The organism is Amycolatopsis sp. NBC_00438, assembly GCF_036026695.1.
GTDB lineage: Bacteria > Actinomycetota > Actinomycetes > Mycobacteriales > Pseudonocardiaceae > Amycolatopsis.
Genome location: NZ_CP107923.1, coordinates 7,358,428 through 7,371,639 on the forward strand (window position 1 = coordinate 7,358,428; position 13,212 = coordinate 7,371,639).

The window sequence follows — 13,212 nt, forward strand, 5'->3', positions numbered from 1 at the left end:
CCGAAGGCCACATCGGGGCGTTTGAAAGGTGCCGGTGCGGCGAGCGAGCCGGGGGCGGGGGCGGGCAGTAGGGTTCCGGCCATGGCCAGCAAGCCCAAACAGCTGCTCGCGGAGCTGAAGCACCCGGGTCCGCACGAGGTCCTCCGGGGCAACCTCGCCCTGGTCGGCCTGCCGGGCGTGGTGTACACGCCCCGCGCCGGCCTCGGTCTGCCCGCCATCGCCTTCGGGCACGGCTGGCTGCAGCCGCCCGACCGGTACCGGCAGCTCCTGCACCACCTCGCCAGCTGGGGCATCGTCGCCGCGGCGCCGGCGACCCAGCGGGGGCCGCTGCCCTCGCACCGGCTGCTCGCCGCCGATCTCCTGACCACCCTCGACGTCGTCACGACGGTCCGCCTCGGCCCGGACGGCATCAGCGTCGACCCGGCGAAGCTCGGCCTCGCCGGGCACTCGGCCGGCGGTGGCTCGGCGGTGCTGGCCGCGGCGCAGGACGCGCAGGCCGAAAACCCGCGGATCCGCGCCGTCGCGACCATCACGGCCGCCCAGACGCTCCCGCCGGCGAGCGAGGCCGCACGCGCCATCACCGTCCCGGGTCTGCACCTGGCCGCCGAAGAAGACCTGGTCGCGCCGGCCGTCGGCCACGCCGAGGCGATCGCGGACAACTGGGGCGGCGACGACGTCCAGCTGCGCACCCTGGGCAAGGCGTCCCACCTAGGCGTCACCGAGGGCCGGCACTGGTCGCAGCTGATCATGCACGGCAAGCCCCACCGCGGCACCCAGCAGCTCACCCGCGCGCTGTTCACGGCGTTCTTCCTGACCCACCTGACCGGCACGGACAAGTACCGGCCTCTGCTGGAGGCGGACGTCAAGCGCGCGACCATCGAGCGCGAGGACGAACCCGCCCACTGAGTCCCCTACTGACGCGAAAAAGGCCCGGCTCGCGCCGGGCCTTTTTCGCGTTTCCCTCAGACCAGCCAGCTCGTGCTGGAGAAGTCGTCCTCGTCCTCGACCGGACGCGCGTGGCGTCCCCGGGGCCGCTGCGGCTCGGGTGCCGAGGCCGGGGGCTCCGGTGCCGGCGAAGGCACCGCCGCCACCGGCTCGGGCTGCGGGGCCGCCGCGGCCGGGGCCGGGTACGCCGGGAAGCTGTTCGTCGGCGTCGAGTCCTCGTCCTCGCCGCCGAACTGCATCAGCGACTCCCGGCCCTTGTCGGCCAGGGTCTTCTCCGTCGCCCAGCCGCCCGCGCTCTGCTTGCGCTTGTTGAGCTCGTCCATGTGCTCGGCGTACTTCTGCGCCGCACCCAGCTCGTTCTTCAGGCCCTCGCGCGCCTGCGTCTCGGCCTCCGCGACGCGCCGGTCCCGCAGCCCCCGCTGCTCGTCCTGCTCGCGCGCCGCGGCGTCCATGGTGGAGACCGCCGCGCGATACCGCTCTTCGGCGCTGCTCATCGCCCCTCCTCAGGCTCTACCCTCACTGGCCCGTCACCGGTCGTACCGGATCGAGCGCTCACCCTCGTCGTCCAGCGAACCGCTGATCCGGCCCTTCGCGCCACTCGTCTCGAAGACGCCGCCTTCGATGCGGTACTGGCTGGCGCCGCGCTGCTGGTCACCGCCCCCGCCGGGCGAGCCGCCCATGCCGCCCATCATTCCGCCCATGCCCCCCATGCCGCTCATGCCGCTGGCCGAGCCGCTCGCGGCCGCCTGGTGCGCGCCGGGGTCGACCGGCGTCGCGCCGAGCCCGCCGCCGTCGGCCGCCGGGAGCGACGCGTCGCTGCCCGTCTGGGCGCCCGGGTCCAGGGACACCGCGCCGGCGAAGTCGGCCGTCGTGTGCCCGCCTGTGACGGCGGAGCCGAAGTCGCTCGCCCCGGCCGTGGTCGTCGAGTCGCCGCCACCGCCGGCTCCCGCGTCGGCCGTGGCCAGCGCCGGTTCGGCCGTCGTGTCAGTGCCGAGGTCGCCGGAGAAGTCCATCCCGCCCGGCGCGCTGAACCCGCCGCCACCGCCGGCGGCCGCCGCCCCCTGCGTCATGCCCGGGTCCGGGTTGTCCGGCGACGGGTCCTTGGTCAGCGGCGACTCGGCGTTGGCGTCGTGCTGGATCTCGGAGGCGACGCCACTGCTGCTGTCCGGCCCGGAGGAAGCCCCGTCGGACCCACCGGTGCCGCCGGCGGTCGCGCCGGACGTACCGGTGTCGGACGCCGCGCCGGTGCCGTCGGCCTTGAGGTCGCCGGTCTTCGGGCCGTCCTTCGAGTCCAGCGTGTAGGTGGTCGGCTCGCCCTTGCCGTCGTCGACGGTGACGACCGTCGGCCCGCCAGGGCCCTCCGGCCGCTCGGCGGTGATCTTCAGGTTGCCGTCCTGGATGTGGATCTTGCCGTCCGCGCCCGGCTTGTAACTGCCGTCGGCCGACGGCTGCCCGTCCTTGACGGCCTGGCTGCCCTGCGGCCCGAAGGCGGCGTCCTTGCCGTCGGCACCCTTGCCGTCGGCGCCCTTGGCGTCGGCCTTGTCGTCATCGCCCCAGTCGAGCGGGTAGTCCTTCTTGTGGCCCTGGCCGTCGTCCACCGTGATGTCCATCTTGCCCTGCTTGTCGGGCTCGGACATCTCGATCGTGTTGTCGCCCTTCTTGACCGACACCGTCTCCGTGTCGTCGGCGTCCTTGATGGCCTCGCCGGTCTTCGGGTCGATCGGGTACGGCTCCCCGGTCGACGGGTCGACCTCGAGCGGCTTGCCGGTGACCGGGTTCGTGCCGGCGTCGCCCGGCTTCGGCGCGGCGTCCTCCGGCTTCGGCGGCTCGCTCGCGGACGGCGTCGTGGTACCGCCGCCACCGCTCCCGGTGCCGCCGCCACCCGTGCCCGGCCCGCCCCCGCCGGTGCCCGGCCCGCCGCCACCGGTGTTGGAGTCCTTGCCCCCGCCGCCGGTGCTGGTGTCCTTGCCGCCGTCACCCTTGCCCGTGTCCGGGCCAGCGCCCTTGGCCTCGGTCAGCTGGTTGGTGTAGCCGGCCAGGTACTGGTCGAGCGCGCCCCACTGCTGGTCGATCGTGTCCTTGGCGGACTTGCACGAGCCGTTGAACGCGTTGATCAGGCCCTGGTACTCGGTGGTGAACGCGCCGTCGCGCCAGTAGCGGCAGACCTGGCGGCCGTACTCCTTGTTCTCGTCGTTGAAGCCGCAGTCGTCGTTCTGCAGCCGCTCGGCGAGGTTCGTCTGGTTGCCGTTCTTCGCGTTGACCCCGTCGACCCAGCCGGCGACCTTCATGAAGTCGTCGAACTCGCCGGTCTCGCCGTTCGCGATCTTGAGGACGTCGCGGGCCATGCCGATGTCGGCCTGGGCGATCGTCGTGCGGTGCAGCCCGAGGACCTCGTCGACCTTCTTCTTGACGGCGTCGAAGACGTGCCCGACGGTCTCCGGGAGCAGCTTCGCGGCGCCGTCGATCTGCTGGGAGAGCTCCTTGGCGTGCGGCTTGATCGTCTCGTCGTACTTGATCTCCGCCGCGTTGGCGCCCTTGCCCTTCCACTCCCCGAAGAGGGTCTGGAGCTCGGTGTCGCTCTTGGTGAGCGTGTCCTCGACGACCTTGTGCGCCTTGGCCAGGTCGTCGGCGTCGGTGAGGAACTTCTGGTACTGGATGCCGCGGTTCTCGTGGAACTTGTCCTTGAGGTCCTTCTGCGGGTCGAGCTGGCCGGTGCCGCCCTTGATCTTGTTCCAGATGTCGGTGGTCCACAGCACCAGGAAGTCGACCGTGACGTTGCCCTGGTCGAGCTGCTCGTCGGAGCTCTTCGCGCCCGCGTTGAGCGTCGGCTTCGCGATGCCGTCGAGGTTCTTCTTCGCCTGGTTCTTGCGGTCGGTCTGGGCCTGCTGTTCCTTGCCCTTGGCCTGCGATTCCTGCTGGGCTTCCTTCAGCCGGTCGTCGACCTCGCCGTCGGAACCGGTGGGATAGAGCGGCGTGGTGGCCCAGTTCCGGTCGGAATACCCGTCGATGTATTCCTTGGCGTACTTTTCTTCTTCGTCGTTGAAGTTCCAGGTGTCCTTGTCGTACGCCTCCATGAGGGCGGACTTCTTTTCCATGGAGACGTTCGGGTCGTCGAGGACCTTCTTGATGTCAGCCCATTCGGCCATTACTTGCTCCCCGCCGCGTTGGCCCGCGCACCCGCGTCCGATTCCTGCGTGGTGTATTTCCCACCGGCCGTGCCGATGCCGCTGCCGAGGTTCATCAGGGCGTTCGACAGCCCGGTCATGCCCGCGCCGATCTCGTCGATCCCGGCCTTGTACTTGCCGAAACCGTCCTGGTGGACGCGGCCGAAGTCCGCAGCCACGATCGCCGTCGGCGCGACTTTCTTCGCTTCGCCCGCCGGGTCGTCGGCGACGTCGTTGAGGCGGATCTGCGCCCGCGTCATCGCTTCCGAACTCGCTTCATAACCGTTTGGCATGGTGGCTGCCCCCTTCGATCCCACAGTCCCTGGCACCTGTTCGAAGACTGTGACGCGCCCGGACGCCGATCGGTGCCGTCGCAGATGCACACAGAGTCTAGCGTTCGGCCGCGTGGCCAGCCGGGACTTCGGAAAAGTGCACCCCGGGGGTCACCCGGTGGCGCGCTGGGCCTCGACGGCTTCGGCGATGACCTCGGCGACACCCCGGACGTCCACCAGGCGGTCGAGCTCGTCCAGGTCGACGGAGACGCCGAAGCGGACCTCGACCCGCGCGAGCAGCTGGATCCGCTGCCGGGACGTCAGGCCGATGTCGTCGAACGGGGTCGAGTCGGCGAGCCGCTCCGGCGGGATCTCCAGCGCGAGGCAGACGATCTTCCGGATCTCGCCGGCGTAGGCGGCCGCGTCAGTCATGGCGCCCATTCTCACCCCACCAGCGGTCGCGGGCCGCGGCGCGGGAGACCTTGCCGCTGGAGGTGCGCGGCACCGCGCCGGGCCGGACCAGCCACAGGCCGCGCAGGGGCAGGTCGTGGCCCGCCGACACGGCCCGGCGGACGGCGCTCGCCACGGCGTCGCCGTGGTCCGCGGCGCCGACGACCGCCGCCACACCCTCGCCGCGGCTGTCCCGCACCGCGAACGCGGCGACCCGGCCGGCCCGGACGGCGGGGTGCGCGGCCTCGATCGTCGCCTCGATGTCCTGCGGGTGGTGGTTGCGGCCGTCGACGATGATCAGGTCCTTGAGCCGCCCGGTGACGTACAGCAGGCCGTCGTGGAGGAAGCCGAGGTCGCCGGTGCGGAGCCAGCCGGGCTCGGCGAAGGCGTCACCGCGGTCCGGCCGTCCCCAGTAGCCGTCGGCGACGTTGGGGCCCGCGACCCAGATCTCCTTGTCGACAATCTTGACCCGCTGACCGTACGGCCGCCCCGCCGACACCAGCGGCTCGCCGTCGAACTCGGTGATCGTCGGGCCCTCGTCCCCCGCGCTGGCGACGAACACCGTCGCCTCCGCCAAGCCGTAACACGGCTTCTGCGCCGCGCGCGGCAGCCCGAACGGCGCGAAAGCGCGGTCGAACGCCTCGACGGTGGCCGCGCGGACCGGCTCACTGCCGTTGAGCACCGAGTTCACGTGCGACAGGTCGACGTCTTCGAGCTCGCCGGCGGCTTCGGCTGCTTCCGAGGCCAGGTCGAAGGCGAAGTTCGGGGCCGCCGTGATCGCGCCCGGGTGCTCGGCCAGCAGCCGGATCCAGCGCAGCGGGTCGCGCACGAACTCCATCGGCGTGAAGAACACCGAGTGCGCGCCCAGGAACACCGGCGTGCCGATGAGCAGGACCAGCCCCATGTCGTGGAAGAACGGCACCCAGCCAGCGAGGTGGGTCGACGCGTCGGCGTGGTAGCACCGGGTCGTCTGCCAGCAGCTGGCCACGAGCGCGCGGTGCGAGATCACGGCGCCGGCCGGGCGGCTCGTCGAGCCCGACGTGTACTGCAGGTACGCGGGGTCGGTCATGGCGACCGCGGCGGGCGGCCCGGCGTCGGCCGGCTCGACGTCCTCGATCGCGAGCAGGACCTCCGGCCGCGACGCCAGGCCGTCCAGGAAGTCCTTCGAGGTGAGGATGACCGACGGCGTGGCGTCGGCGAGGGCCGACTCGAGCCGGGCGCGGTGCGTGCGCCCGGCCGGGACGGACAGCGGCACCGCGACGAGCCCCGCGTACAGCGTCCCGAGGAAGCCGACGACGTACCCGAGGTCCTGGCGGGTGACGATCGCCACCCGGTCACCCGGCCGGGTGTGGCGGCGCAGCTCGCGGGCGACCCCGCGGACGCGCGCGAGCAGCTGCGGCCACGTCAGGGTGTGGTCGGCCGGACCCGGGAAGACGCGGCAGGTGAACGCGGGGCGGTCTTCGGCCGCGTTGCGGAGCAGGAGGTCCGTGAGGGGCGTGGTCAGGACCTCGTCCGGGACGGCTGCGGGCGGCACGGCCCCATCCTGCCCTACGGTGGGGAGCCGATGGACGAGTTCGAGCGGCACGGGATCGCGGTGGTCGAGGGCCGTGACGCGGCCGCGCGCGCCCTGCGGTCGCCGGAGCTGACGTCGGATCCCGGCCTCGGGTCACCCAGCGTGCTGCTGCGCGACGGCGACGGCCACACGCGGGTGCGCGGCGTGCTGCGGGAGATCATCGCCGGGCTGGAGCCGTTCCCGGACCCGGTGCGCGCGGAGATCACCGCGGTCGTCGGCGCGCTGGGTGCGCCATTCGACCTGGTGCACGACTTCGCGCGGCCGGTCGCGGGCCTGGTGACGGCCGCGGTCCTGGGCGTGCCGCTCGACGACGTCTTCCTGGATCACCTGGAAGCGACCACGGCGAACCTCGACGTCTTCGGCGGCACCGACCGGCCGGGCCAGGCGTCGGCGTTCCGGCTGTCGGTGCAGCTCGGCCGGGCCCCGGCCGAGCCGGGCAGCGGCCTGGCGGCCCTGCGCGCGGCGCACGCGGCGGGCCGGCTCGACGACGACGAGCTGGCGATCAACCCGGTGGTGCTGGCGCACGCGGCGTACGAGAACTCGCTGAACTTCCTGGCCTGCGCCGGGCTTTCGCTGGCTTCGGGCGCCGCGTGGACGAGCGTGCGTGAGCTGGCGGCGGAGATCTGCCCGGCCCGGTACGTCCTGCGGTTCGGTTCCGAAGGTCCGGTGGCGATCTCCCTGACCGACGGCCTGCCGTTCGGCCTCGGCCGCCACGCCTGCCCGGGCTCCGGCGTGGCACTCGCGGAGGGCGAGATCGCGCTGCGCGAGCTGGCCGACGTCCTCGCCGGCGGGTGCCGGGTCGAGGACGTGCGGTGGAAGACCCACCCGGTGTTTCGCGGCCTGGCCTCGGCGCGGGTCTCGTGAGTGGTTAGGGCGGTTAGAACCGCCCTAACCACTCACGAGAGCCGCGGCAGACTACGAAACGGCGGAAACCACGCCGGCCAGGCGGTCGGCGGCGGCCTGGGCGGTGGCCTGGGCCGGGGCCTCGACCATCACGCGGACCAGCTGCTCGGTGCCGGACGGGCGCAGCAGCACCCGGCCTTCCTCACCCAGCTCGGCCTCGACCTCGTCGACGGCGACCCGGACCTCGGTCGAATCCGCGACCGCCGCCTTGTCGGCGACCGGGACGTTCACCAGCACCTGCGGCAGGCGGTTCATCACAGCCGCCAGGTCGGCGAGGGACTTGCCCGTCTCGGCCATGCGGCTCATCAGGCGCAGCGCCGTCAGCAGGCCGTCGCCCGTGGTGGCGTGCGCCGGGAGGACGACGTGGCCGGACTGCTCGCCACCGAGGGCGAAGCCGCTGGAACGCAGCTCCTCGAGGACGTAGCGGTCGCCGACCGCGGTGGTGACCACGGTGATGCCGTGGGCGCGCATCGCCAGGTGCAGGCCGAGGTTGCTCATCACGGTCGCGACCAGCGTGTCCTTGGCCAGCTCACCGGACTCGGCCAGCGCGAGCGCCAGCACGGCCATGATCTGGTCGCCGTCGATCAGCTCGCCGGCGGAGTCGACGGCCACGCAGCGGTCGGCGTCACCGTCGTGGGCGATGCCGAGGTCGGCGCCGTGCTTGACGACGGCCTCGCGCAGCCGCTCCGGGTGGTTGGAACCGCAGTGTTCGTTGATGTTGACGCCGTCCGGATCGGCGTACAGCGCGACGACCTCGGCGCCGGCCCGGCGGTAGATCTCGGGCGCGGCCGCGGACGACGCGCCGTTCGCGCAGTCGACGACGACCTTGAGGCCGTCGAGCGAGTGCGGCGTCACCGCGAGGAGGTGCTCGGCGTAGCGGTCGAGGGCGTCATCGACGTCCGTGACGCGCCCCACACCGGCGCCGGTCGGGCGGATCTTGCCGTCGGCGAGGCCGGCCTCGATCTCGTCCTCGATGCCGTCGGGGAGCTTGTGCCCACCCGAGGCGAAGAGCTTGATGCCGTTGTCCGGCATGGGGTTGTGCGACGCGGAGATCATCACACCCAGGTCGGCTTCGAGCGAGCCGACCAGGTAGGCGACGGCCGGCGTCGGCAGGACGCCGACCCGGCGGACGTCCGCGCCGGCGGAGGTGAGCCCGGCCACGACCGCGGCTTCGAGCATCTCACCACTGGCGCGCGGGTCCCGGCCGACAACCGCGACCGGCCGGTGTGAGCGGTCGTGCGCGGCCAGCACGCGGGCGGCGCTGGCGGCCAGCGCCAGGGCCAGTTCCGGCGTCAGCTCGGCGTTGGCCAGGCCACGTACCCCGTCGGTACCGAACAGGCGTGCCATCGATCGACCTCCTCAGAGCGGCTGCGGCAGCGCAACCACCACGACAACCTAGCGAGCGTTCCTGGACGCTCTCCCCCACCCCCGAATGTCGCTCCGAGCACGGGAAATGCGACATCGGCCCGGGCGGGTCGGTAAAAACGCCGGAGCGCCCATCCGATAGACGGATGAGCGCTCCGGTGGGTTGCGCCAGAGGCGCGAATCAGCGCTTGCTGTACTGCGGGGCCTTACGGGCCTTCTTGAGGCCGTACTTCTTCCGCTCCGTGGCGCGCGCGTCACGGGTCAGGAAGCCGGCCTTCTTGAGGGCCGGGCGGTCGTCCGCGTCGACCTCGATGAGCGCACGGGCGATGGCCAGGCGCAGCGCGCCGGCCTGACCCGAGACGCCGCCACCGTGCAGGTTGGCGAAGATGTCGAACGCGTCCGGCTTCTCGACCAGGACCAGCGGGTCCTTGATGAGCTGCTGGTGCACCTTGTTCGGGAAGTACTCCTCGAGGGTGCGGCCGTTGAGCTTGAACTCGCCGGTGCCCGGGACGACACGCACGCGAACGACGGCTTCCTTGCGGCGGCCGACGGTCTGGGCGTTGCCGCCCGCGGCCCGCGACGGGCGCGGGGCGGTGGCGGACTCGCTGGTCGCCGCCGGGGTCTCGCTGGTGGCCACCGGGGTCTCGCTCGTCGCCACCGGGGTTTCGGCGGCGGCGGGAGCCTCAGGGGTCTCGGGGGTCTCGACGGCGCCGGTCTCGGTCGCCTCGGTGGTGACCTCGGCGGTCTCGGGGTCGGTGCTGGTCACAGACTGTTCCTCACTCACTGCGCGACCTGCGCGATCTTGGTGATCTCGCGCGCCTGCGGCTGCTGCGCGGCGTGCGGGTGCTGCGGGCCGGCGTAGACCTTGAGCTTCTTGGCCTGGGCGCGGCCGAGCTTGTTCTTCGGCAGCATGCCCTTCACGACCTTCTCGAGAAGGTGCTCGGGCTTGGTGTCGAGCAGCTCGCCGAACGACCGCTTCCGCAGGCCGCCGGGATAACCGCTGTGCCGGTACGCGAACTTCTGCTCGCGCTTGTTTCCGGTGAGCGCGACCTTCTCGGCGTTGACGATGATGACGAAGTCACCGGTGTCCACGTGCGGGGCGAAGGTCGGCTTGTGCTTGCCGCGCAGCAGCGTGGCGACCTCGGTCGCGAGCCGGCCGAGCACGACATCCTCGGCGTCGATCACGTGCCAGGCACGAGTGACGTCGCCGGGCTTGGGGCTGTACGTGGGCAAGGGTCTACCTCGTCGTCAACATTGCGTGTGGGTTCTGTGCGGGCCTAGCGCGCTGATGCGCCGCAACGCACAACGACATATGAAGATACCCCCACGCTCGCCGCAGCCACGCATCGGGGGTGGGTGGAAGCACCGGGACAGGCCCGGCCCCTGCGGACTCTACCCGGTTTTCCGGCCGAAGTGCCCGCACGCGCGGCCCCGACACGCGAGGATGAGACGATCCGGGCGCCCGGAGCACGGGCACAGACGAGGCATGGGGACGGCGATGAGGAAACGACCGACGGCGATCTTCGTCCTGGGGGCTTTCCTGGCGCTCGTCAGCGCCTGCGGCCAGGCCAAGGCGGGCACGCCGCTGCCGAAGGGCGACGACGCGGCGGACTACGTCGGCGGCAAGTTCGAGCAGCTCATCGGCAAGCTCGAGGACAGCATCACCGACACGCGCAACGTCACCAACTCGCTCGACGCCTACTTCAAGTTCGACGACAAGTGGATCCACAGCACGGTCACGTCGGCGCGCACCGGCAGCCCGGAGAACCGGGTCGTGCGGCACCGCTCGCTGAAGAACCCCGATGAGATCATCGACACGTACACGCCCGCGGACGGCCCGGTCGAATACACCTACCTCGGCCCGATGTACGTGCAGAAGGGCGTCTCGCCGACGGCGTGGGTGTCGATGCCGAAGCCCGAGGCCGGCCTGGTCCAGCCGTGCGTCTGGGGCGGGGTGCTGACCCCGTGCCGGATGGCCGACTCGACGGTGGAGGCCTACAAGGCCGACAAGCGCGCGGTCCGCGGGGCGAAGAGCCTCGGCGACGGCAAGACCGCGCTGACGGTCAACGTGCCGTTCCAGGTCTTCGTCAAGGACCGGGTCGAGATCCTGCCGGACAGCGTCACGAGCCAGATCGGGCCGGAGCTGAACAAGGCCATGGTGCCGACCACGATCACCCTGAACCCGGACGGCAGCCTCGTCTCGTTCGTGATGGACGCCAAGTTCGGCGGCGACGGCCACCAGCTCGAGCTCAAGTACGAGTTCAAGTTCACCGGCCCGGCGAGCCTGCAGGACATGCCGAAGCTGCCCGACGCGGCGCAGATCACCGTGCTGCCCGACCGGGCGGCGATGGACGACTTCTACCGCCGTCTCGGCGACGCGCAGGGCAACTGACCCGTGGCCGTCCCCCACCGCCCGACCCGAGGTGATCTCCGATGACCCAGCCGCCCGACCAGCAGCCGCAGTGGTGGCAGCCGCCGGCCGACCCGCGGGCGCCCGCGAACCCGCAGGCGCCGGCGTGGCAGCCGGAACAGCAGCCGACCGGCCCGCATTCCGGGCAGTGGCAGCAGAACGACGCCCCGGGCGCGGCCACCGGGTCCTACACCGGCCAGTGGGCCCCGCAGCAGCCCGGCCCGTCCGGCTCGTTCTCCGGGCCGTGGCAGGGACAGCAGAACGCGCCTTGGCAGCAGCAGCAACCGCCGTCGCAGCCGACACCCCAGCAGGGCACGCCGGGCGGCGGCTGGCCCGCGCAGCAACCGGGACAGCCGGGGCAGCCGTACGGCGGTGGGTTCCAGCCGTCGCAGTACGGCGGCCTGGGCGCGTTCGCCGCGACGCCGGAGAAGAAGCCGAAGTCGAAAAAACCGTTGCTGATCGCCGGGATCGCGGTCCTGGTGCTCGTGGTCGGCGGCGGTGGCGCGTGGCTGCTCGGCGCGTTCCGCGGCGACGTGCTGGACCAGCAGTCCCTTCAGGACGGTGTGGTGAAGGTCCTGAACGAGAGCTACGGCGAGCCGGACGTGAAGAACGCGCAGTGCCCGTCGAACGAGGCCGCGCAGAACGGCACGACCTTCGACTGCACGGTGCAGATCGGCGGCCAGGCCAAGAAGGTGACCGTGCGGGTGCTCAACGACCGGCCCGAGTACGAAGTCGGCGCGCCGCACTGAGTTTTCCCTTACCCGCAAACGGAAAACGGCGGGCCCCGCACCGAAGTGCGGGCCCGCCGTGGTTCCCGGGGCTAGCGGCTCAGAACAGGCCTTCGACAGCGCTGTCCGTCTGCTGGTAACCGTCGGCGATCTGCGGCAGGGCGGCGGCGATCTGCGCCAGAACCTGCTTGAGGTCCTCGAACTTCTGGTCCCAGGTGCGCTGGGCCTGGTCGTACTGCTCCTTGGCGGAACCGGTCCAGGTGGTGATCAGCGGCTTGAGGTCGTCCTTGAGGCGGTCGAACGCCTGCTGCAGCTCGCCACCGGTCTGCTGGCAGTCGTCCGCGGCCGCGCGGATGGTGGCATAATTGACGACAATTCCGGCGCCATCAGGCATGATGTGCTCCTTCTGTACTCAAGAATTTCGGGTGAATGAAAAGAAAGACGAAGGTGAAGATCAGCCCAGCGCGTCGAAGCCGCGGTTGACGGCGCCGAGGATCTCCTGCTGCTGCTGCTCGGACTTCTCGTACTTCGAACCGGCCTCGCGGAGCAGGTCCGCGATCTTCTGGAGGGCCTGGTTCATCTGGCGGGCGTCGTCGTCGAAGCGCAGCATGACGTGGTCGAACGCCTTCTGCGCGTCGCCCTGCCAGCCGGCGCGGGTGGCCTCGATGCGGTCGCGCAGCGTGGACAGGTTGGCGTCCATGCCCGCGCGGACCTCGGTGACCTTGCCCTCAGCGTCGGTGAACTGTGCGACTGTTCCTTGGAATCCGGCTCCGGCGCTCATACCGGTACCCCCTTCAAGAGTGGTGGTTGTCCGTAACAAGTCTTGTGCGTTTGTTCGGACCTACGACGCAGACCCTGCCATGTCCGGTTCCCCCTTGTCGTGCTTTGCCGGCAAGTAGTTGCTTGCGTGAACGCTCTTCGCGGGAACCGATCGCGGCCGGTATCCCCGGATCACTCCGATCCGGCGACACCTCACCCGGAAATGTGTTCTCCACCAGCGGGGTTAGCACACGCACAGCGAGCACCGGGCCGAACTCACCCGTCGCGTTTCATGATTCGCATCTGGGAAAAGTCTTCGTCGTCGTCACTCGTTCGAGGGGCACGGGCGGCAGATTGCGAACGCGAAGGAACCGAATCGGGAACAACGGGGGTGTCCGGGACCTCGGGAACGGTCAGCCCGCGGGCGCGGCGGAACCGTTCGGCGGCCGCGCGCAGCGTGCCGGGCGTCGGATCGCCGGACTTCGCCCCGCGGCCCGTTCGCTTCAGCAATTCGACGTTTTCGCTGTGGTGCCGCTGATTGCGCGCCTTCGCGGTCCCGGAGACGCGCCGGGCGTGCGTCACCGCGTCCTGACCGATCCGCTTGAAGGACGCCGCGGCGCTTTCGAATTCCTCGGACGGCACC

At 71.3% G+C, this 13,212-nt stretch carries 15 protein-coding genes; 4 read left to right on the top strand and 11 right to left on the bottom strand.

What is annotated here, in order from left to right; all coding sequences use genetic code 11:
* Window positions 1-81: 81 nt before the first annotated feature.
* Window positions 82-906, top strand: a complete 825-nt coding sequence (locus tag OG494_RS33140; protein WP_328445450.1) for a dienelactone hydrolase family protein — start codon at window positions 82-84, stop codon at window positions 904-906.
* 56 nt (window positions 907-962) lie between these two features.
* Here OG494_RS33140 and OG494_RS33145 read toward each other — a convergent pair whose 3' ends face one another.
* From OG494_RS33145 to OG494_RS33165, 5 genes are all read right to left on the bottom strand, one after another.
* Complete coding sequence (locus OG494_RS33145) at window positions 963-1,439, bottom strand: hypothetical protein (protein ID WP_328445451.1); 477 nt, start codon at window positions 1,437-1,439, stop codon at window positions 963-965.
* Window positions 1,440-1,472: 33 nt separating this feature from the next.
* Complete coding sequence (locus OG494_RS33150; RefSeq protein ID WP_328445452.1) at window positions 1,473-4,091, bottom strand: WXG100 family type VII secretion target; 2,619 nt, start codon at window positions 4,089-4,091, stop codon at window positions 1,473-1,475.
* Complete coding sequence (locus OG494_RS33155; RefSeq protein WP_328445453.1) at window positions 4,091-4,402, bottom strand: hypothetical protein; 312 nt, start codon at window positions 4,400-4,402, stop codon at window positions 4,091-4,093. The genes OG494_RS33150 and OG494_RS33155 overlap by 1 nt, the downstream gene beginning before the upstream one ends.
* Window positions 4,403-4,552: 150 nt before the next feature.
* Entirely contained in the window at window positions 4,553-4,813 is a 261-nt protein-coding gene (locus OG494_RS33160) for an acyl carrier protein (protein ID WP_328445454.1), read from the bottom strand.
* Complete coding sequence (locus OG494_RS33165) at window positions 4,806-6,365, bottom strand: fatty acyl-AMP ligase (RefSeq protein ID WP_328445455.1); 1,560 nt, start codon at window positions 6,363-6,365, stop codon at window positions 4,806-4,808. Before OG494_RS33165 ends, OG494_RS33160 begins: the two co-directional genes overlap by 8 nt.
* A 30-nt stretch (window positions 6,366-6,395) precedes the next feature.
* Between OG494_RS33165 and OG494_RS33170 the strand changes: the two genes are divergently transcribed.
* Window positions 6,396-7,268, top strand: coding sequence for a cytochrome P450 (locus OG494_RS33170; protein WP_328445457.1), 873 nt, complete (start codon window positions 6,396-6,398; stop codon window positions 7,266-7,268).
* A 51-nt stretch (window positions 7,269-7,319) separates the two neighbouring features.
* Here the strand turns inward: OG494_RS33170 and glmM are convergent, their stop codons facing one another.
* The 3 genes from glmM to rplM all read right to left on the bottom strand — a co-directional run bounded on the left by glmM (window position 7,320) and on the right by rplM (window position 9,905).
* On the bottom strand, window positions 7,320-8,654 hold the full coding sequence (glmM, locus tag OG494_RS33175) for a phosphoglucosamine mutase (RefSeq protein ID WP_328445459.1): 1,335 nt from the start codon (window positions 8,652-8,654) through the stop codon (window positions 7,320-7,322).
* 199 nt (window positions 8,655-8,853) lie between these two features.
* The gene (gene rpsI / locus OG494_RS33180; protein WP_442874312.1) at window positions 8,854-9,438 is read right to left on the bottom strand and encodes a 30S ribosomal protein S9; all 585 of its coding nucleotides are present in this window, start codon (window positions 9,436-9,438) and stop codon (window positions 8,854-8,856) included.
* Between the two features lie 14 nt (window positions 9,439-9,452).
* Window positions 9,453-9,905 carry a 50S ribosomal protein L13 gene (gene rplM, locus OG494_RS33185; RefSeq protein ID WP_328445461.1) on the bottom strand — a complete coding sequence of 151 codons (453 nt, stop codon included), beginning with the start codon at window positions 9,903-9,905 and terminating at the stop codon, window positions 9,453-9,455.
* Between the two features lie 265 nt (window positions 9,906-10,170).
* Between rplM and OG494_RS33190 the strand changes: the two genes are divergently transcribed.
* Window positions 10,171-11,064 (top strand): hypothetical protein, encoded by an 894-nt coding sequence (locus OG494_RS33190; RefSeq protein WP_328445463.1) that lies wholly within the window; start codon window positions 10,171-10,173, stop codon window positions 11,062-11,064.
* 41 nt (window positions 11,065-11,105) lie between these two features.
* On the top strand, window positions 11,106-11,831 hold the full coding sequence (locus OG494_RS33195; protein ID WP_328445465.1) for a DUF4333 domain-containing protein: 726 nt from the start codon (window positions 11,106-11,108) through the stop codon (window positions 11,829-11,831).
* Window positions 11,832-11,910: 79 nt separating this feature from the next.
* Here OG494_RS33195 and OG494_RS33200 read toward each other — a convergent pair whose 3' ends face one another.
* The 3 genes from OG494_RS33200 to OG494_RS33210 form a co-directional block, all read right to left on the bottom strand.
* Window positions 11,911-12,204 carry a WXG100 family type VII secretion target gene (locus OG494_RS33200; protein ID WP_328445467.1) on the bottom strand — a complete coding sequence of 98 codons (294 nt, stop codon included), beginning with the start codon at window positions 12,202-12,204 and terminating at the stop codon, window positions 11,911-11,913.
* 60 nt (window positions 12,205-12,264) lie between these two features.
* Window positions 12,265-12,591: a WXG100 family type VII secretion target gene (locus tag OG494_RS33205; protein WP_328445469.1), complete on the bottom strand. Its 327-nt coding sequence runs from the start codon at window positions 12,589-12,591 to the stop codon at window positions 12,265-12,267.
* Window positions 12,592-12,845: 254 nt separating this feature from the next.
* Window positions 12,846-13,211, bottom strand: a complete 366-nt coding sequence (locus OG494_RS33210; protein WP_328445470.1) for a hypothetical protein — start codon at window positions 13,209-13,211, stop codon at window positions 12,846-12,848.
* Window position 13,212: the final 1 nt, after the last annotated feature.